The sequence below is a fragment of the Bacillus sp. EB106-08-02-XG196 genome (assembly GCF_013396335.1).
In the GTDB taxonomy this organism is placed as follows: Bacteria; Bacillota; Bacilli; order Bacillales; family Cytobacillaceae; genus Neobacillus.
Map to the genome: position 1 here is coordinate 92,781 of NZ_JABWSY010000012.1, position 18,515 is coordinate 111,295.

Below are 18,515 nucleotides of genomic sequence, written 5' to 3' on the forward strand. Positions count from 1 at the left end.
AAAGGATCGTAAACCTTTTAAGTCTGTAGAATTCCTTTTCTAAAAAGCTGTTTACAATATATAATTTAATAATAAATAGTTCCAATAATTCATGATGATTTTTTTCATGAAACGCATGAACGTGGAGTGGTGAAAATGGAAACGAGACAAATTCAATACTTTCTGGAAGTAGCAAAAAGAGAGCATGTAACAGAGGCAGCAGATGCGTTGCATATTGCCCAATCTGCCATTAGCAGACAAATTTCCAATTTAGAAGAGGAATTAGGTGTAGAGCTTTTTATACGTGAGGGAAGGAATGTAAAGTTAACCCCTCTTGGCAAAATATTTTATGAACGGATTAAACATGTCTGGTATTTGATGGAGGATTCAAAGAGAGAAATTAGAGAATATTTAAATCCTGAAAAAGGGACCGTTCGAATTGCTTTTCCGATTAGCATGGCAGCCCACACATTGCCTCACATCATTTATTCTTTTCGTACTCGTTTCCCCGAAGCAAAATTTCAAATGAGCAATGCCCTTTATTATGATTTAATAGATGGTGTTATACATGGACAATTTAATTTGGCGATGATTGCCCCCATGCCAAATCTGGAAAAAGAAAAAAAGATTAAAGGGGATATTTTATTCACAGAGAATATCGTTGCCCTCATCCCTCTTCATCATCGATTATCGGACCGGCCATCGATTCGATTACGCGATTTAATAAATGATCCCTTTTGCGTTCTTCCTGAAGGGTTTGTATTTCGTGAACAAGTTGTTCAAGCTTGTAACAGTGTCGGTTTTTCACCAAACATCGAATTCGAAGGGAAAGATATTGACGCATTAAAAGGGTTAGTATCTGCAGGTTTGGGTGTAGCCTTAATGCCTGAGATGACATTGGTAGATAACACACCAAGATCTACTGTCGTAATTCCCCTTTCAGATTCAAGACTCACTCGAACAGTAGGTGTCATCTACCCTGCCGAACGTGACCTGCTTCCAACTGAAAAGCTGTTTTATGATTTTCTTATAGATACTTATGAAAGATTGAATGAATTTAAAAACTAGCAAAACAATCGTAAGTAAAAAACACCAAAACAGTGCATAAAAAATGTGTCACAATTCCATGTAGTTTTTCCTACAAGGATTTCTGACACTGTTTTTATTGTTTAACATTCTAATATGGCTCTATTTATTTTACCTTAAAAAGGCATGTCACCCATTCGTTATTTTGTTTCTTTTCCTTCAACAAGAAACCTGCATCACCAAATAATGTTTCTACACGATGGGAATTCCATTCAAGCATACCTGACAATATAAATGTAGCGTCCTTGCAATCTAATAGGCTTTGGGCGTTAAGGATATCCATGTTTTCCTGCGTTCCAATATTAAGGAAAATCCAATCATATTTTTTGTTGATTTGATTTTTATTCTTGATTAAATCACTTTGAAACACATTTACCGGCTTCACGCGATTTAATTCACACTGATACAGAATTTCTCGTTCGACCGGTTGGATGTCATAGGTATCGATCGTACTTGCTCCCTTCTTCGCAGCGGCCACACTTAATACTCCTGAACCGGCCCCGATATCGGCAACACTCAACCCTGTAAAATCATGTTGTAATATGAAGTACAAACAATCTTTTGTGGTTTCATGATAGCCTGTTCCAAAATTCCCTTGTGAGTCTAGTACAATCATCTTTTCTTTTTCGTAATGATTCCTTCTATCCGGTGTCATAATGACCCAGCCATTCTCAAGGAAAATGTCATCAAAGGATTTCTGGTAATTCTGCTCATTTATTTCCTTAACCACCAGACTGGACTCATCAATCGCTAATAATTCTACTAACTGAAGCCGTTCCTTTGCTTTAATATAATCATTTATATAGATATTAAGTTCTGTTGATTCATTTCTCTTCTCAACAAAGGCATAGCCGTTGGCATCTGTGACCACATCTAATGGAATTTCATAGAAGGTTTGATAATAGCCTTTTTGGTATAAATGCGTAATGATTCTCTCGATCTTTTTAGTTGGGAGTATTACGGTTATTTCATACATTGTAGTTTCTCCTAGCAGTTGGCATTATCGATCATTTGGTATAGCCAACATGATCAAACTTTTTACCATTATCGCCAGTGGAACGGAAATGAAAACGGCTTACATAAAAAAAGTTGACCATTACAATTAACAGCTTCTTCTAAAAAAAAATGAGCTGCATATTTGCAGCCCTGTATTAAAACACTTGAATGACGCAACTCACATCGTGCAAATATCGATTACAAACCGATACTTCACATCTGAAGCTAGAACACGTTTATATGCTTCGTCAATTTGATCGGCCGAAACCACTTCAATGTTAGGAACGATGTTATGTTCCGCACAGAAATTCAACATTTCCTGCGTCTCACGGATGCCACCAATCATTGAACCTGCAAATGAACGGCGATGACCAATGAGAGAGAACACATTTAATGACAATGGCTCTGCAGGCGCACCAACATTTACTAGCGTTCCATCTAGCGCTAATAAGGAGAGGTAAGCACTAATATCGATTTTTGCACTTACCGTGTTAATGATTAAATCAAAAGTACCGGCAAGTTTCACGAATGTTTCAGGGTTGCTTGTGGCATAGTAGTGGTCTGCGCCGAATTGCAAGCCATCTTCCTTTTTATTCAATGTTTGTGACAGAACCGTAACTTCAGCACCCATGGCGTGTGCAATCTTGACAGCCATATGACCAAGACCGCCCAGGCCAACAACCGCGATTTTTTTACCTGGTCCAGCTCCCCAATGGTTTAATGGAGAATAGGTCGTAATACCTGCGCAAAGTAATGGTGCTGCTGCGTCAAGCTCAATGCTATCAGGAATTCTCACTACAAAGTCTTCCGTTACGACAATGTGAGTTGAATAGCCGCCTTGGGTAGGCTCGCCGTATTTGTCAACACCTGCGTATGTAGGAACATTGCCTTTTAGACAGTATTGTTCTTCTCCTTTATCGCAGTTCTCACATTCGCCACAGGAATCTACCATACACCCGACCCCTACTCGATCACCAACCTTGTACTTTGTGACCTCTTCTCCTACATCAGTGACAATTCCCGCAATCTCGTGGCCAGGTACGAGAGGATAATTTACTGGACCCCATTCTCCATGTGCAGTATGGATATCAGAATGACATATTCCTGCATATTTAATTTCAATTAGAACATCATGTAAATCAAGATCGCGTCTCTGAATTTCAGCAGCTCGAAACGATTTGTCTGGACCGTCGACAGCTCGTGCTTTAGCGGTTATCATAATAAAACCTCCAATAATTTATCATTTTTCAAGATAAAAAGTATGTACTGGGTAAATTTCTAACCAGCTTCTTTCTCTTGTAAAAACAATGTTAAACCTTAGAGTTAACTCTAGGTCAAGAGATTAATTAATATCCCTCTAAAAAATCTCACTGGCGAAAACAAGCCTTGTAAACTAGCCTATAGCAAACAATTTTTTTAAAAGTTAATCTTAATTAAACAGGGCAGATTTCTACTATTCTAATAAGTGACTTTGACATTTCTGTAAATACCGTGATAAAATCCACTCAATTCATAGAAGGAATCCGGGAGCCTATCGATCATTAAGAAAAGGAGATAAAGGATGAAGACATATTCAATCAGCGAAGTAGCAAATGAATTAAATCTTACCGTATATACCTTGCGTTACTACGACAAAGAGGGTCTTATGCCTTTTGTAGAACGGACAGCCAGCGGAACACGCTTGTTTAAAGAATCCGATATCGAAGCTTTAAGAATAATAGAATGCCTGAAATCTACTGGAATGCCTATTAAGGAAATTAAAAATTTCATTGTTTGGTGTTCTGATGGAGATTCCACGCTGCATCAAAGATATGCCATGTTTTTGGAACGAAAAGCTACTGTAGAAGCACAGATGGAAGAACTAAAAAAAACAATGGAAGTCATCGAGCATAAATGCTTATATTACAAGACTGCTTTGGATGCCGGCACGGAAGATATTCATAAAAACAATAAAATAGAGATTAAGAATTAACAGAAAACCACCTGTATTTCATAAATGTGTATATGAAATACGGGTGGTTTTCTAATTGTAGAATATTAGAGGTAATAAAAATTTATACCTAAAAAAGTCGATCTAGAAAATGGTTTAGAAACCTGTCTGCTTCTACTTGTGTACATACTTGAATTTGCTGCTCACCTTCAGCGTGCGCTACCGTTCTCCCGTATTCTTCCCCTTCTAAGACAACCTTAACATTCCATTTTTCCTTCTTAACGAAACCAGGGTCAATAACAACACCTACCGCAAGAGGGTCGTGTAAAGCACAGCCACCAATACCTGGGTGGAACCTTTCATAGGATTGCATATAAAAACTGGTCATATCTGCAAAAAAATGGGATACATCTGTATCTAGGGCTCGCCAATCAGCTAACCTCGCGTTCGGCAATAGTGTCTGCATCGTCACATCAAGACCTACAACCGTTACTGGCAGCCCTGATGAAAACACACAATCAGCTGCATCCGGGTCAGAAATTATATTAGCTTCGCTATATGGGGTGACATTACCCCTTACAAAAACAGCACCACCCATGATGACTACATCTTTTACAAGTGAAGCTATTTCAGGTTCCTTTTGAACGGCGTGCGCCAGATTCGTAAGTGGTCCGACCGCAATGATCGTAATCTCGTGTGGGCGCTTTTTCACTTGGCTAATGATAAAATCCACAGCGCCTTCAGTTTCTGCTTCCCTGACCGGAGCTTTTTCGAATTTGTTACCCAGACCGTCTTCACCATGAACATGTGTAGGGAATTCTTTTCTAGCACGTTTTAGCGGTTTATCAGCTCCTGAATATACAGGGACAGTTTTTCCTAGTTGCTCTAAGATCACTAATGTATTGCGGGTGGTATATTCAATAGGCCCATTCCCAAAGCATGTTGTCAGACCAATGATCTCTAACTCTGGGGAATTTAATGCATAGGCCATCGCTAACGCATCATCTATACCTGTATCCACATCCAATATAACTGGCTTCATTAACACTCACTCCAATTAAAACGATTTATGTACCTGTAAAAATTCTTCGACTTCCTTTTTGGTTGGCATCCCAGTTTGTGCCCCTAGCTTCGTAACCGAGATAGCCCCAACAACATTGGCAATTCGACACGCCTCTTCGATCTCAAGCCCCTCACATAAAGCTGTGGCCAATGCACCATTAAATGAATCTCCTGCACCTGTTGTATCAGCAGCCTCCACCTGGATGCTGGAAATTTCTATTTTTTCACCATTTTTATAAATCATAACGCCTTGGGACCCTTTTGTTACAATACACTTTTTCTTTAATTTTTCTAATTCTTGATCCGTCCCGTCTACGGAAGCAAACAGCAGTGCCTGTTCATGTTCATTAGGTGTTACATAATCCACCAACTCTAGTAATTCTTTGGGAAGCTTTTGAATAGGTGCTGGATTTACTATCGTTAGGACCCCATGCCTTTTGGCAAGTTCTACTGCTCTAACGACACTTTCTAGGGGAATCTCTAATTGTAAGAGAAGAATATTGCTATTTTCGATTGCCTCTTCATGTTTTTCGATTACTTCCGGAGTTACATGGTTATTGGCTCCGGGTACAACAATAATACTGTTGTCTCCTTCGGATAATATAATAGTAGCAATTCCAGTAGAAGTATCCTTAACTGTCATAATCCTTTTAGTGTTTATTCCTTGGTTTGTTAAATGGTCCACTAGTGTTTTACCAAAAGAATCGTTCCCCACAGCGCCAATCATTGTTATATCCGCTCCAAGCCGGGCTGCGGCCACAGCTTGGTTAGCCCCCTTTCCACCTGGAATGGTATGAAAAGAATGACCTAACACCGTTTCTCCAACCTTAGGTATTTGAGTGGTACTCGTGACTAAATCCATGTTAATACTTCCAATTACGGTTATTTTTCTACCCGCCATATCCCACCATCCCTTTCTTTACTCGGAACATGCTACTACTAAAATTGCCTAAACATCATTAATTATGTCATTTAAGTGATTTAATCATGATAAAGTCTATTTGTTCTTCATCACCCATATAAAAGGAGTGAGCACCGGCTTGTACGAACCCTATTTTCTTGTAAAAAGCAATCGCGTTCTCGTTCCTTTCCCAAACACCAAGCCAGATTTTGTTTTTTTCTTGTTCCACCGCAATTTCTATCGCCTTATTAATGAGATATTTACCAAGCCCAAGTTTTTGAAATTTGGACCTTATATAAATCCTCTCGATTTCAAGGGAATCCTCCCCCATATTTTCTGACTGAGCATCCTTGGTATTCACTTTTAAATATCCAGCCACTTCATTATTAAAAATAACAAAGAAGAATTGCGAAGAAATAGTAGCTAATTCTTTTTCTAATTGGTTTAGGTTAAATGCCCTCTCCAAATAAGCATTCATATTTTCAGGTGAGTTCTGATCCTTAAATGTCTCAATAAATGTTTCGATACTCATTTCTTGAAGTATGGATAAGTCTTCAATGGTACAATGTTTTATATTTATACTCATAATAGTATGCCGCTCCTTTATCTAATCAATAATTTCTCTTGTTTCCCTTTTTTACATGTTCCCAGTCTTTTTCTATATTCTTTCTTACTCTTTGAAGAAGATTAAAAATGGTGTCTATTTCTCTTTCTGAAAATCCCTCTAATGCAACGGTATTGGAATAATTATGTTCTCTTTTTATAAACGGATACACAGTTTTCCCTTTCTCTGTTGGAAAGAGTTTTTTAATTTTCTTGTTATGTTGGTCGTCTTTCTTTTCAATAAAGCCATTCATTTCAAGTTTTTGGATAGCGCGTGCTGCTGTTGTTCGGTCCACTTTAATCATTTCAGCTACCTTTTCTTGAATGATTCCAGGGTTTTCACATATCCGCACAAGGTACAAATATTGCCCTTTCGTAAGCTCCAATTCTTTAAATTCAATATTACTTATCGAATCTAATGCTCTAGCGATCATTCCAATTTCGCGCAAAATTTCCTTCATAATTTCTCCTTAGATGAAGTTTTTGTTGCAATTACAACATATTTACTATAAATTAAATTTAACCTAATATTATTGTAAATACAACAAAAAAAATAAAGGATTGAAAATAATGAAGACAAAAAGATTAACGATGGAAGAAGATTTAAAAAAGGCATTTCAAATTAGAAAAGAGGTATTTGTTGAGGAACAAGGCGTACCCTTAGAGGATGAATTTGACGAGTTTGACAATCTGAATGGTCAATGTGAACATCTCTTAGTTTATTTCGAAGAACAACCTGTCGGAACAGGACGAGTACGATGGGTTGATGAATTTGGAAAATTAGAGAGAATTTGTATTCTAGAACCATACCGGAAATTCGGTCTAGGTAAGGTAATTATTACCGCATTAGAGGGAAGTGCACAGGAACGAGGCGCGAAGAAGGTCAAATTACACGGACAAACACAAGCAGAGGGCTTTTATAAAAAACTAGGTTATCAGAGTTCATCAAACATTTTTATAGAGGACGGAATTCCCCATTTATTGATGACGAAAGAATTATTTAATCGGTAATGAACTGCCTAGTGTTTACACACACTCCTCATATTTTAGAATTTCAGCAGCAAGGGCATTATATGCAAAAAAAAGCACTCACATCTATTGATAAATCAATAATTGTGAGTGTCTTTATCATTTTCAATAGATACTGTATTGTTAGTCTGGGTCGATCAAGTGCATGAACATTGACCCTATACGAATTAAACTCTTTTCCTTAAGCGAACTACAAGAGGTATAACGATTATACCTGCTATGGCGACCTGCATAATGTTTCCAGGGATGGAGCCGAATGGCTGTATCCAGTTACCATAAAGGAGCACTTCTGTAAAATAATAGCCAACCACTTTAATGATGAGTGCAGTAGCAACGGCCAGAGTGTTAACATAGATCCTTTTGCCCGGTACTTTTTCAGAAATAAGTCCGGCGACGAAGCCCATTGCACCTACAATGATAAATGTAAATGGTGCCCAAAGTGCCCAGCCAGAGAGAAGATCGAATAAGCCCATTCCGAACGCACCTGCTACTGCTCCCGTTTTTTTGCCGTAAACAAAGGCTGCTATAAAAAGCGGTACGTTACCGAGATGGATTAGGCCTCCGTTACCCATTATCGGGAGCTTTATGTTGATGAACATCGTAGCCACTAGGGTTAATGCGATGAAAAGTGAATTGATGACGATGGTTTTTGTTTTTGTTGATACTGTCGGTGCGGATAGTGAATTCATAAAGACAACCTCTTCTGTTTTTTTAAAATAATATCATACAATTCTATTTTTTTAAATAGAAAGTTCCGAATAGTACATATAGTCACTAACCGCTCCACATCCACTTATTGGATTAATTGCTAAGAAAATAGATAGCGATCTTCTCTATTACTACCATAATTATTAAACTACTTACTTTAAAAACTATAGATGATCACAATAGTTAGTTTACTGAATATACAATGTTTGCTAAAATTTTGTTGAATTACGAATGCGTTTTCTTTTAATAGAACTGTGAGAAACGGTTATGAAAATGGAGGTAGTATAATGGTACAGACAAATGAATTTGCACACCGTATGGCGAGCAAGACAATCAAACTTGTCGATACATCAGGATATCCAGTTGCAGGAAAGGAAGTATCACTTAAGCTGACAAATCATAAGTTCTTATTTGGCTGCGGTATTTTCGATGCAATTGAAGTAGCAAACAAAAATGTAGCAGCAGACAGACTTGTATTTTTGGAAAATAAACTGGAAAAGTTCTTAGATGTATTTAACTCTGCAACACTACCTTTCTATTGGGGAACATTCGAACCTGAAAATGGAAAACCACGGACAAACGAATTAAAGGCTGCTGCTCAGTGGTTAAAAGAAAGAAATGTAGCAGTAAAAGGACATCCTCTTTGCTGGCACACCGTTACGGCCCCATGGCTTCTGGATATGAGCAATGAAGAAATACTGAAAGCACAGTTTGCTAGAATTGAACGTGAAGTATCAGATTTCAAAGGTTTAATCGATATGTGGGATGTGATGAATGAAGTTGTGATCATGCCAATCTTTGATAAGTATGACAATGGCATCACAAGAATCTCTAAAGATCTTGGCCGCGTTGGCATTATTAAAGAAATGTTTGCAAAGACCCGTGAATTTAATCCTGGGGCAACACTATTATTAAATGACTTTAATACTTCTATTAACTATGAAATCTTAATTGATGGCTGCTTGCAGGCTGGTATTTCCATTGATGCGATTGGCATTCAGTCACATCAGCATCAGGGATATTGGGGACGTGAGAAATTAGAAGAAATACTAGATCGTTTCTCTCACTTTGGTCTTCCCCTGCACTTTACAGAAAACACACTGACATCGGGGCATCTTATGCCGCCTGAAATAGAAGACCTGAATGATTATCAGATACAAGACTGGCCATCTACACCAGAGTTTGAAGAACGTCAGGCAAAAGAAGTTGAAGAAATGTATTCTATACTGTTTAAACATCCTCAGGTAGAAGCCATTACGACCTGGTCCTTCAGTGATGATGGTGCATGGCTTGGTGCTCCTGCTGGATTTGTCAGAAGAGACAATAGCCCAAAACCTGCTTATGAAGGATTAAAGAAACTGATTAAAGGTGACTGGTCTACAAATGTGACATGTAAGACAGATCAAAACGGTATCGTTTCATTTGAAGGATTCCTTGGTGAATATGATCTTGTTTGTAGAGATAAGAAAGTAAGCTTTAAATTAGATAAAGATGCTGAACCAGTACAAATTACAATCTAATCGATGTACTTAAAAAAAGCTTCCGTCCAAATTCTGGCCGGAAGCTTTTCATTTATCTTATATTCTATCCATGATTACACTTTAGTTAATGCTAAGCGTTGTATTTTTCGCCAATATTGGTTATCACCGGATGTAAAGTGCACCATACTTGCATCAAAAACTAGCTCACGTTATTATTTAAGATTGGTAAGACACTTTTCAATCTTGTTTTTTTAACTCCTAGGAGGAAACGAAATGAATGTCATCGAGGTTCAAAATTTACGGAAAGAATTTAATTCCTATACAAGCAGGCCCGGTTTGGCTGGAGCGTTTCGAGATTTATTTACGAGAAATTATAAAGTCCATGCGGCTGTTGATAATATTTCACTTACGGTTAAACAAGGGGAAATGGTTGGTTATATTGGTGAGAATGGTGCTGGTAAATCAACGACAATTAAGATGTTAACCGGCATATTGACTCCCACATCCGGTTCCATTATCGTAAATGGGATGAATCCCCATAAGCAGCGGGAGGAATTCGTGCGAACCATTGGCGTGGTGTTCGGTCAGCGGTCACAGCTATGGTGGGATATTGCGGTTCAAGAGTCTTTCCGGTTATTAAAAAAAGTATACCGTGTTTCGGATGACGACTATAACCATCATATGGGCCATGTGATCGAGACGTTAGAAATCGGTCCTTTACTAGATAAACCGGTCCGAAAGCTGTCTCTTGGACAACGGATGCGCTGCGAATTAGCCGCTGCTCTCGTACACAATCCTCCTCTTCTCTTTTTGGACGAGCCAACGATTGGGCTAGATGTATTGGTGAAATTAAAAATTCGAAAGTTTCTCCAGGAAATTAACGAACAATATAAAACCACCATTCTCTTGACGACACATGACTTAACGGATATTGAAGCTCTTTGTGAACGAGTGGTGTTATTAGATGAAGGAAAAATTATTTATGATGGCAAGTTAAATCAACTTCAACAACATGCCGTGGAAGGAAAACAAATCGAATTTGAATTTTTGTCAGAAGTTCCTCGCAGCTCCCTGCCTCGTGTCGAGAATATTCAATGGGAACAAAAGGATGCCACCACCTGGCTCGGGTATGTCAATGGGGATGAACAAATGGTCTCTCGATTGATTAGTGATGTCATCCAGAGGAATCCGATTAAGAATGTTCGAATCAATGAAGTTTCTACGGAAGAGATTGTACGGAAGATTTATGAAGAAGGTATGGCCCTCACATGAGTATGTATTTAGAAATGATTCGAGTGCGTTTTTTAATGATGCTCGCTTACCGGACAAACTATTATAGCGGGATTTTAATTTACAGCATTAATATTGGAGCCTACTATTTTTTATGGTCAGCGATTTATGGAGGGAAAGAAGAGATCCAGGGATTATCAGTCGCTCAAATGACTACCTATGTGGCAGTCGCTTGGATGGCAAGAGCGTTTTATTATAACAATATTGATCGTGAAATTGCGGCTGAAATCAAAGACGGCAAAGTCGCGATTGAAATGATCCGCCCTTATAACTATTTAGGGATGAAAACCATGCAGGCACTTGGGGAAGGCGTCTTTCGCTTATTGTTTTTCTCTGTCCCAGGTATGATTATTGTTGCCTTAATATTTCCAGTTCGCTTTGATGCTAGTTTGACAACGTGGATATTTTTCTGTATCTCGCTTGTTTTTAGTTTTATTGTTAATACGCATATCAACTTATTAACAGGTATCATGACGTTCTTTTTATTTAATAACACAGGGTTGATTCGAGCAAAACGTGTCGTGATTGATTTGTTCTCAGGATTACTTCTCCCAATCTCTTTTTATCCAGTATGGGCTCAGGACGTAATGTCGTATTTGCCCTTTCAAGCGATCAGCTATGTTCCTAGTATGATTTTTACAGAAGGCTTTGTTGGTCAAGAAATCTATAATGCTTTGCTTTCACAAGTATTCTGGGTGGTCATTTTACTGATTCCTATCCGCCTACTATGGTCGCAGGCAAAAAAACACTTAATTGTACAAGGAGGCTGACCAATGTTTTATCTATCATTGTTCTTTCAATACGCCTCTCAATATTTAAAAACAAGGCTCACTTACCGTGTTGATACGATTATTGAAATCCTATCTGACCTATTATTTCAAGGTGTCAACCTACTTTTCATAATAATCGTTTTCCGCCATACAGCTTTTTTAGGCGGCTGGAACCGAGATGAAATCATTTTTATTTATGGATTTTTCCTTGTTCCTTATGCGCTATTTTCGTCCTTTTTTAACATATGGGACTTTAATGAACGCTATATTGTCAAAGGCGAAATGGATCGTATTTTGACACGGCCGGTTCACAGTCTTTTCCAAATAATATTGGAACGAATCGAGCTGGAATCTTTATTCGGTGCGATTACAGGCTTATTGGTTATGGGTTATGCCATGGCAAATCTAGAACTTACTTTTTCTTGGTACGATATTTTGATCTTTATTCTCATGGTGATTGGCGGGGCATTTATTTACGCTGGAGTCTTTATTTCGATTGCAACGATTGGATTCTGGTCAGACAGCCGTACCGATATTATGCCCATGATGTATAACATCAGCAATTACGGCCGCTATCCTATTAACATTTACAACAAGGTGATTCAATTTGTGTTAACGTGGATTCTACCTTTTGCCTTTGTCGGTGTATATCCAGCTTCCTATTTTTTGAAACGTGAAGAATGGTATGGCTACGCCTTTTTCACACCCGTTATGGGACTTCTGTTCTTCGGGATTGCGATTTTGCTGTGGAATGCTGGAGTCAAGAGGTATCGTGGGGCTGGGAATTAACATTTGAATTAAAACGATAGAATCATATAGCCAACTCCTAAAACTATAATAAGCCCTTAGAAGCCATCAAGGCTTCTTAAGGGCTTTATTTCTCATTATCCCTTGAATGCATTCTTTAATTCCACAAGATCAAATTTCTTCATTTTAAGAAATGCTTTTGTTAGGCGCTTAAGTTGCTCCGGTGTGCCCTTACTCATCATCTCGTCCATCTCACTTGGCACAATCTGCCATGATACGCGAAACTTATCTTTCAGCCAGCCGCATTGCTCGGCTTCTGGAACTGCAGAGAGCCTGTCCCAGTAGTAATCAATCTCTTCTTGTGTGTCGCAATATACCATAAATGAGATAGCTTCGTTAAAATTGAATTTATGCTCATGCGCACTATCCATTGCAGCAAACCACTGATTTTCTAAGCAAAAGTCAGCGAACATGATAGTTCCTTCTTTATCAGGTTCCATGCCATCAGAGTAGCGGGCGATATGTCCCTGCTTTCCGTTCTTAAATACTGATAAATAAAAGTTAATTGCCTCTTCTGTTTTGCCGCATTGATCACCCACAAACAAAAGTGACGGCACAATTGTTGGCCGCTCTTCACCTTCAGGATTGGTAAGCATTAATTGCCAGGATAAACCATACTTATCCTGAATCCAGCCATATTTCTCGCTGAACGGATACTGATCAAGTGGCATTAACGCTGTTCCGCCTTCGGACAATTTGTTCCAAACCTCATCTAATTTTTCACTCGCATCTTTTTCTCGAGATGGGTCAAAATTTACGATAAAGGACACCGATGGATTGATGTTGAAATAAGGTCCTGCGCTGATTGCCATGAACTTTTGCCCCCAAAGCTCAAAGGAGACGATATCGGAGTCGCCTGATGGTGTGTCATGGATCGTAGTTATATCCGTTATTTTTGAGTCTGGGAAAATGGAAGCGTAGAATTCGGCGGCTTCCTTTGCCTCCTTGTCATACCATAAATGCGGAACAATTTTTTGATTTATTTTTGACATAGTTAATCCTCCATTAATTTCTACCATTTTTAGACAACATGGTTATGACCAAAAATCCAGTATAAGGTATCATTCAATATTATATTACCATTTTCCTTCTGTATGTAATTACTAATCGATTCAAAATGAAGCAATTCTCAACAAGAAAAGAGACAAACTCTATATGCTTGATAAGTGGAAAGACTGTAATACAAAAAAACACTCACAAACATTGATATAACAACGTTTGTGAGTGTTTTAATATTCAAGTAAATACTCGAATTGGTTTTTAGTTACCTTATTATTATTGACCTTGCGACTAACTAATTATGCTGCTGGGTTAACTTCTAATTCAACCTTGATTTTGATGTCTTTTCCTACAAGGACGCCGCCTGTTTCAAGTGCTGCGTTCCAAGTAAGACCAAATTCTTCACGATTGATTTTCGCTTCTGCTTCAAATCCGTAAACTTCTACGCCCCATGGGTTTGTACCCTTACCATTGAATTCAACAGCAAACGTTACTGGTTTTGTTACGTCCTTAATCGTTAAGTCACCAGTTACTCTGTAGTCATCTCCATCTTTTGTAATGCCTGTTGATGTAAATTCAATTGTTGGGTTATTTTCAACATCAAAGAAATCTGCAGATTTTAAGTGGTTATCTCGATCTTCGCTGCGTGTGCTAATGCTTGCAACGTCAAATTTGAAAGAAATTGAAGCTGAAGTTAAATCTGTTAAATCTGCAGCTTCTACTTCCGCAGTATAGGACTCAAATTGTCCTTTTACTTTAGATACCATCATGTGTTTTACTTCAAATCCAACGCTTGAGTGTGATTAGTCTACTGTCCATTTTGCCATTTTAAAATTCCCCCATTTTGTTTTATTGTTATCTCGAAGTTGAGATATATTGCTAAAAAAATTGTTTACCTTAACCTTCTAAAAAATTAAAGGCAAACTTATTGAGATCTACAAATCCGAAAGTATAGTTCAGTTGATTGTCTCGAAATTATTTATCTCTAACTCGAGATAAATTTATCATATATTCCTTCCTACTGTCAACACTTTACGGAAATATTTTTTTGATCCAATAATTTTTAAAAAATCCTTGTACATTTTCATACAAAACAAAAAACACTCACAAGCGTTGATTTAACAACCTTGGTAAGTGTTGTGTCTTTCCTAATAAGGCGGTATTGCTAGGAGTAATCTGTTTCTCTCCTACTCCTTACATTCCCTCCAATATCCCCCATCATATTTTTAAAGTCATTCCCAGATGGATTCTGGAATAAATGAAGTCCAAATTCCGGTGCTACTGCGAAAAGGTGATCAAAGATATCGGATTGTATGGTTTCATATACATCCCAGCGAATATCATTGGTAAATGCATAAATCTCAAGTGGCAATCCCATTTCAGTTGGTGCTAGTTGTCTTACGAGTAAAGTCATTTCCGGACTAATTCCTGGGTGATGTTGAAGATATTGATTAATATACGCTCTAAAAACCCCGATATTAGTAAGCGCACGGCCATTGACTGGATTATTCCGATTTATTTTATTCTTGGCATTGTATTCAGCAATTTCATGTTCCTTCGTAGTTATGTAATCTGATAGAAATTGGATCGTTTTAAATTTCTCTATCATTTCTTCTGTGCAAAACGTAATACTGTTGGTGTCGATAAATAAAGACCGCTTAATTCGGCGTCCGCCAGAAGCTTGCATCCCTCTCCAGTTTTTAAAGGAGTCAGAAATAAGAGCATAGCTTGGGATTGTGGTAATCGTTTTATCAAAGTTCTGAACTTTTACCGTATTCAAAGAGATATCAATAATATCTCCATCCGCATCATATTTAGGCATTTCAATCCAGTCACCCACTTGCACCATATCATTGGCAGCTAATTGAATCCCAGCTACAAGTCCTAAAAGTGAATCTCTAAACACGATTAGAAGAACAGCTGATAAAGCACCGATCCCGCTAAGAAGAATAAAAGGACTCTCCCCCATCAAATTGGCGATTACGACGAGTCCTCCAAGAATGAAAACAATAATTTGGACAACCTGAATATATCCTTTGATTGGCTTAGTCTTAGAGATTTCAAAGGTTAAATAAATATCATTTACGGCTTTTAAAAAGCTATTAATGACCATTAACCCAACAATAATTATATAGGTAATGGCTCCTTTTTCTATTAAGTGCTGATAGGCTGGAAAGGTGGTTGAAAAATAATAAATAATAATTGCCGGAACAATATGGGATAACCTGCGAAAAACCTTCCTTTCTAAAAGGATATTATCCCACTCGAATTTGTTATTTGTAATGATATGAGTTATGACCCTCAACACGATTTTCTGCGTAATAAAATTCGCAATAATACAGAGAATGCTTATAAAAAGAATCATAATAATAGCAGCAAGATTATCAGTAAGGACTGGATTCATCCCATATTCAAGCAGTTGATTCCGAATAAGATTCATATTTTCCTCCCTTGTATATCATCACATGTTATCAGTTCGTTAAATACACCACCCTAATCACTCATTCTACATATATTTTTCCTAAATTGCATTTCAAAATACTCCGTTGCAAAATAGAAATATTAAACGCTACTGTATGCTACTCAAGTGCTTCTTTTTCCATATTACTTTATTCAAAATTTGTAATTCAATCTAAAAAAGTCGAATTCCTTACTATTCTAAGGATTCGACTTTTATTAATGAGCTTTCCTAACACTATAAAAATTTACTATTATCGATTCTTGATGAATTACTCCCCTTAACCAGCTTCAACGTCGCTACGATAAGAAAGCTAACAATCACTAATAAGAGCCATGAACTCACCTTTCCTAGATGAACGAGACTCCATGCATCGCTTTGATTTGGGTATTCCCAAGCTCCAAAGAACGTGGCAATATTTTCAGCTATCCATATAAAAAATCCAATGAGCACAAAAGAAAGTGCCAGTGGCATTCGGTAACGGGTTCCACCAACCACGTATGTCACCCCTGATTTCCAAAAGACGATCATGACAAAAGCAGATAGCCACCAACGAACGTCAATCCAAAAATGGTGAGTGAAAAAGTTCAAATAAATCGCAGCTGCAAGAGGTACAACGACTAAAAACGGCGGCCACTTAACCAGTTCTACCTTTAACCTCCTCCACGCCTGACAAAGATAACTCGCTACACTTGCATACATGAATCCGCTATACAACGGCACAGCTAAGATTTTGAAATATCCTTCTTCTGGATAAGACCAGGAACCCATGTGAGTCTTGAAAATTTCAAGCGCAAGTCCAATTAGATGGAACAAGGTGATAACCTTTAATTCATCTCGAGTTTCAAGCCCAGATCGCACCATCCACCACTGCATCAGAAGACAGATGATGAGCAGCCAATCATATCTTGGCAGGAAGGGAAGCTGCACAATCTGTGTTAAAGCCAAAGAGGCAAAAATAACAACAGGAAACAAACATGATAGGGCTTGCTCCCAACCAAAAAAATCGAGTTGTTTTAGTGCTCTCATAGTTTGTGCCTCCAAAGGGTTATTTCAGAGTTTGACTATCCTGTTTATGGGGTGTCTTCGTCACTTCGATATTCTAGAATATCTCCAGGTTGACAATCTAAGGCTTTGCAAATTGCCTCTAATGTAGATAATCGAATCGCTTTGGCTTTTCCATTTTTCAATATAGAAAGATTGGCCATCGTTATTCCAACCCTCTCCGAAAGTTCGGTGACACTCATTTTCCTTTTTGCCAACATCACATCAATATTTATTATAATTGCCATTGTTTTCACCTCAGACCGTTAAGTCATTTTCAGATTTTATATCGATCGCTTCTTGTAAAAGTCTTTGAAGCACGGCAGCAAAGACGGCAATCACCATTGAAGCGAAAACAGGGACCATTCCGACTATGACGAGTCCTGGTGCATCATCCAGGTCTGCTACGAGAAAAACAAATGGAATAATTAGTACATACAAACTACTGATTGTCATTGCACAGAATTTGATATTCTTTAGAGCTTTAACAGACAATTCAGAGAAGGCTTGGTTACTGTCTATATAGCTTAAAAGTTTAAAAGCCTGATACAATGCAGCGAAAAACGGTATCACTGATACATACATACCAATTACAATAGGATATAGCATATGGGCATATTCTGGATTTGCTGGATTTTTAGGTAACCATGTTAACCCAAATATACCCAAAGCAAGAACTGGAGTTCCAATAAGAAAAACAGCCATCCTTAAAAATATTGTTGAACCTCGTTTCATAAAAAGCACCTCACTAATTTATTTTCTATTTGATATTAACATGATATTTATCGTTTTACAATAAATTATTATTCTTTTTTATTATACTCTTATCGTTATGTAAAAATCCTTTTAATTTTAAACAAAAATAAAAGCAATTCCCTCATTACAATGAAATGCTCTTTATCTTTTAAGTATTTTGGAAATATTTTCAATTGAAGGAGAAAAAAGTACTGGCATAGAAATATAACCTATAGAGAAACGAAAGTTGTGAGTGTGCAGTGGCGAAGATGGTAATTATGTATGAGGAACCAACTGATAAAGAGAAATTCGATCAGCATTATTTTGATGTTCATGTTCCACTTGGCAGGAAGATTCCAAATATTATTAAAGATTCTGTGCATCGCGTTGTAGATTCACAAAACACAAATTTAAACTTTTATCTGATGACCATATTAGAATTCGAGAATATGGAAAAACTTCAAGAAGCATTTGCAAACCCGAAGCAAAACAAGTAGAAGAAGACGGTCCAAATCTTTTTAAATACCTGGAAAAACCTCCGATTATCACGATTATTGAATAAAAATAAATAGGACGTTTCTTTTCTTCTATTATGAAGGAAAGACTCGTCCCATTTTCGGATTAGTTATTAAAGGTA

Annotated in this window: 20 protein-coding genes and 1 pseudogene; 8 read left to right on the top strand and 13 right to left on the bottom strand. The window is 37.7% G+C overall.

Features of this window, described 5'->3' with window-relative positions; translation table 11 throughout:
* The first annotated feature begins 135 nt into the window (after nucleotides 1-135).
* Nucleotides 136-1,047 (top strand): glutamate biosynthesis transcriptional regulator GltC, encoded by a 912-nt coding sequence (gene gltC, locus MLOOGBEN_RS18950; RefSeq protein WP_179159839.1) that lies wholly within the window; start codon nucleotides 136-138, stop codon nucleotides 1,045-1,047.
* 124 nt (nucleotides 1,048-1,171) lie between these two features.
* Here gltC and MLOOGBEN_RS18955 read toward each other — a convergent pair whose 3' ends face one another.
* Together MLOOGBEN_RS18955 and MLOOGBEN_RS18960 are read right to left on the bottom strand one after the other, a co-directional pair.
* The gene (locus tag MLOOGBEN_RS18955; RefSeq protein ID WP_179159840.1) at nucleotides 1,172-2,041 is read right to left on the bottom strand and encodes a 50S ribosomal protein L11 methyltransferase; all 870 of its coding nucleotides are present in this window, start codon (nucleotides 2,039-2,041) and stop codon (nucleotides 1,172-1,174) included.
* Nucleotides 2,042-2,239: 198 nt separating this feature from the next.
* Nucleotides 2,240-3,280, bottom strand: coding sequence for an NAD(P)-dependent alcohol dehydrogenase (locus MLOOGBEN_RS18960; protein ID WP_179159841.1), 1,041 nt, complete (start codon nucleotides 3,278-3,280; stop codon nucleotides 2,240-2,242).
* A 342-nt stretch (nucleotides 3,281-3,622) separates the two neighbouring features.
* Between MLOOGBEN_RS18960 and MLOOGBEN_RS18965 the strand changes: the two genes are divergently transcribed.
* Nucleotides 3,623-4,033, top strand: coding sequence for a MerR family transcriptional regulator (locus tag MLOOGBEN_RS18965; protein ID WP_179159842.1), 411 nt, complete (start codon nucleotides 3,623-3,625; stop codon nucleotides 4,031-4,033).
* An 88-nt stretch (nucleotides 4,034-4,121) separates the two neighbouring features.
* On the opposite strand, the gene MLOOGBEN_RS18970 is transcribed toward MLOOGBEN_RS18965, so the two are convergent.
* The 4 genes from MLOOGBEN_RS18970 to MLOOGBEN_RS18985 form a co-directional block, all read right to left on the bottom strand.
* Complete coding sequence (locus MLOOGBEN_RS18970; RefSeq protein WP_179159843.1) at nucleotides 4,122-5,033, bottom strand: nucleoside hydrolase; 912 nt, start codon at nucleotides 5,031-5,033, stop codon at nucleotides 4,122-4,124.
* Nucleotides 5,034-5,048: 15 nt separating this feature from the next.
* Nucleotides 5,049-5,954 carry a ribokinase gene (gene rbsK / locus MLOOGBEN_RS18975; protein ID WP_179159844.1) on the bottom strand — a complete coding sequence of 302 codons (906 nt, stop codon included), beginning with the start codon at nucleotides 5,952-5,954 and terminating at the stop codon, nucleotides 5,049-5,051.
* A gap of 67 nt (nucleotides 5,955-6,021) precedes the next feature.
* Nucleotides 6,022-6,540, bottom strand: a complete 519-nt coding sequence (gene paiA / locus MLOOGBEN_RS18980) for a spermidine/spermine N(1)-acetyltransferase (protein WP_179159845.1) — start codon at nucleotides 6,538-6,540, stop codon at nucleotides 6,022-6,024.
* A 25-nt stretch (nucleotides 6,541-6,565) separates the two neighbouring features.
* A complete protein-coding gene (locus tag MLOOGBEN_RS18985) occupies nucleotides 6,566-7,018 on the bottom strand; it encodes a MarR family winged helix-turn-helix transcriptional regulator (RefSeq protein ID WP_179159846.1) in 453 nt (150 codons plus the stop codon).
* Between the two features lie 109 nt (nucleotides 7,019-7,127).
* Here MLOOGBEN_RS18985 and MLOOGBEN_RS18990 point away from each other — a divergent pair, with 109 nt between their 5' ends.
* A complete protein-coding gene (locus tag MLOOGBEN_RS18990; RefSeq protein WP_179159847.1) occupies nucleotides 7,128-7,568 on the top strand; it encodes a GNAT family N-acetyltransferase in 441 nt (146 codons plus the stop codon).
* A gap of 185 nt (nucleotides 7,569-7,753) precedes the next feature.
* On the opposite strand, the gene MLOOGBEN_RS18995 is transcribed toward MLOOGBEN_RS18990, so the two are convergent.
* A complete protein-coding gene (locus tag MLOOGBEN_RS18995; RefSeq protein ID WP_179159848.1) occupies nucleotides 7,754-8,275 on the bottom strand; it encodes an ECF transporter S component in 522 nt (173 codons plus the stop codon).
* 306 nt (nucleotides 8,276-8,581) lie between these two features.
* On the opposite strand from MLOOGBEN_RS18995, the gene MLOOGBEN_RS19000 reads away from it, so the two are divergent.
* From MLOOGBEN_RS19000 to MLOOGBEN_RS19015, 4 genes are all read left to right on the top strand, one after another.
* The gene (locus MLOOGBEN_RS19000) at nucleotides 8,582-9,814 is read left to right on the top strand and encodes an endo-1,4-beta-xylanase (protein ID WP_179159849.1); all 1,233 of its coding nucleotides are present in this window, start codon (nucleotides 8,582-8,584) and stop codon (nucleotides 9,812-9,814) included.
* A gap of 234 nt (nucleotides 9,815-10,048) precedes the next feature.
* Nucleotides 10,049-11,047 (top strand): ABC transporter ATP-binding protein, encoded by a 999-nt coding sequence (locus tag MLOOGBEN_RS19005; RefSeq protein WP_179159850.1) that lies wholly within the window; start codon nucleotides 10,049-10,051, stop codon nucleotides 11,045-11,047.
* A complete protein-coding gene (locus tag MLOOGBEN_RS19010; RefSeq protein ID WP_179159851.1) occupies nucleotides 11,044-11,835 on the top strand; it encodes an ABC transporter permease in 792 nt (263 codons plus the stop codon). Before MLOOGBEN_RS19005 ends, MLOOGBEN_RS19010 begins: the two co-directional genes overlap by 4 nt.
* A 3-nt stretch (nucleotides 11,836-11,838) precedes the next feature.
* Nucleotides 11,839-12,624 carry an ABC transporter permease gene (locus MLOOGBEN_RS19015; protein ID WP_179159852.1) on the top strand — a complete coding sequence of 262 codons (786 nt, stop codon included), beginning with the start codon at nucleotides 11,839-11,841 and terminating at the stop codon, nucleotides 12,622-12,624.
* A gap of 95 nt (nucleotides 12,625-12,719) precedes the next feature.
* Here the strand turns inward: MLOOGBEN_RS19015 and MLOOGBEN_RS19020 are convergent, their stop codons facing one another.
* The 6 genes and pseudogenes from MLOOGBEN_RS19020 to MLOOGBEN_RS19045 form a co-directional block, all read right to left on the bottom strand.
* Nucleotides 12,720-13,634 (bottom strand): VOC family protein, encoded by a 915-nt coding sequence (locus MLOOGBEN_RS19020; protein ID WP_179159853.1) that lies wholly within the window; start codon nucleotides 13,632-13,634, stop codon nucleotides 12,720-12,722.
* A 306-nt stretch (nucleotides 13,635-13,940) separates the two neighbouring features.
* Nucleotides 13,941-14,468: pseudogene (locus MLOOGBEN_RS19025) on the bottom strand (YceI family protein).
* Between the two features lie 338 nt (nucleotides 14,469-14,806).
* A complete protein-coding gene (locus MLOOGBEN_RS19030) occupies nucleotides 14,807-16,081 on the bottom strand; it encodes a mechanosensitive ion channel family protein (protein ID WP_179159854.1) in 1,275 nt (424 codons plus the stop codon).
* Nucleotides 16,082-16,336: 255 nt separating this feature from the next.
* Nucleotides 16,337-17,128 (bottom strand): DUF817 domain-containing protein, encoded by a 792-nt coding sequence (locus MLOOGBEN_RS19035; RefSeq protein WP_179159855.1) that lies wholly within the window; start codon nucleotides 17,126-17,128, stop codon nucleotides 16,337-16,339.
* A 44-nt stretch (nucleotides 17,129-17,172) separates the two neighbouring features.
* Entirely contained in the window at nucleotides 17,173-17,391 is a 219-nt protein-coding gene (locus MLOOGBEN_RS19040; RefSeq protein ID WP_133367729.1) for a helix-turn-helix domain-containing protein, read from the bottom strand.
* A 10-nt stretch (nucleotides 17,392-17,401) separates the two neighbouring features.
* Complete coding sequence (locus MLOOGBEN_RS19045) at nucleotides 17,402-17,878, bottom strand: DUF2975 domain-containing protein (RefSeq protein WP_179159856.1); 477 nt, start codon at nucleotides 17,876-17,878, stop codon at nucleotides 17,402-17,404.
* A gap of 269 nt (nucleotides 17,879-18,147) precedes the next feature.
* On the opposite strand from MLOOGBEN_RS19045, the gene MLOOGBEN_RS19050 reads away from it, so the two are divergent.
* The gene (locus MLOOGBEN_RS19050; protein ID WP_256989190.1) at nucleotides 18,148-18,375 is read left to right on the top strand and encodes an EthD family reductase; all 228 of its coding nucleotides are present in this window, start codon (nucleotides 18,148-18,150) and stop codon (nucleotides 18,373-18,375) included.
* Nucleotides 18,376-18,515: the final 140 nt, after the last annotated feature.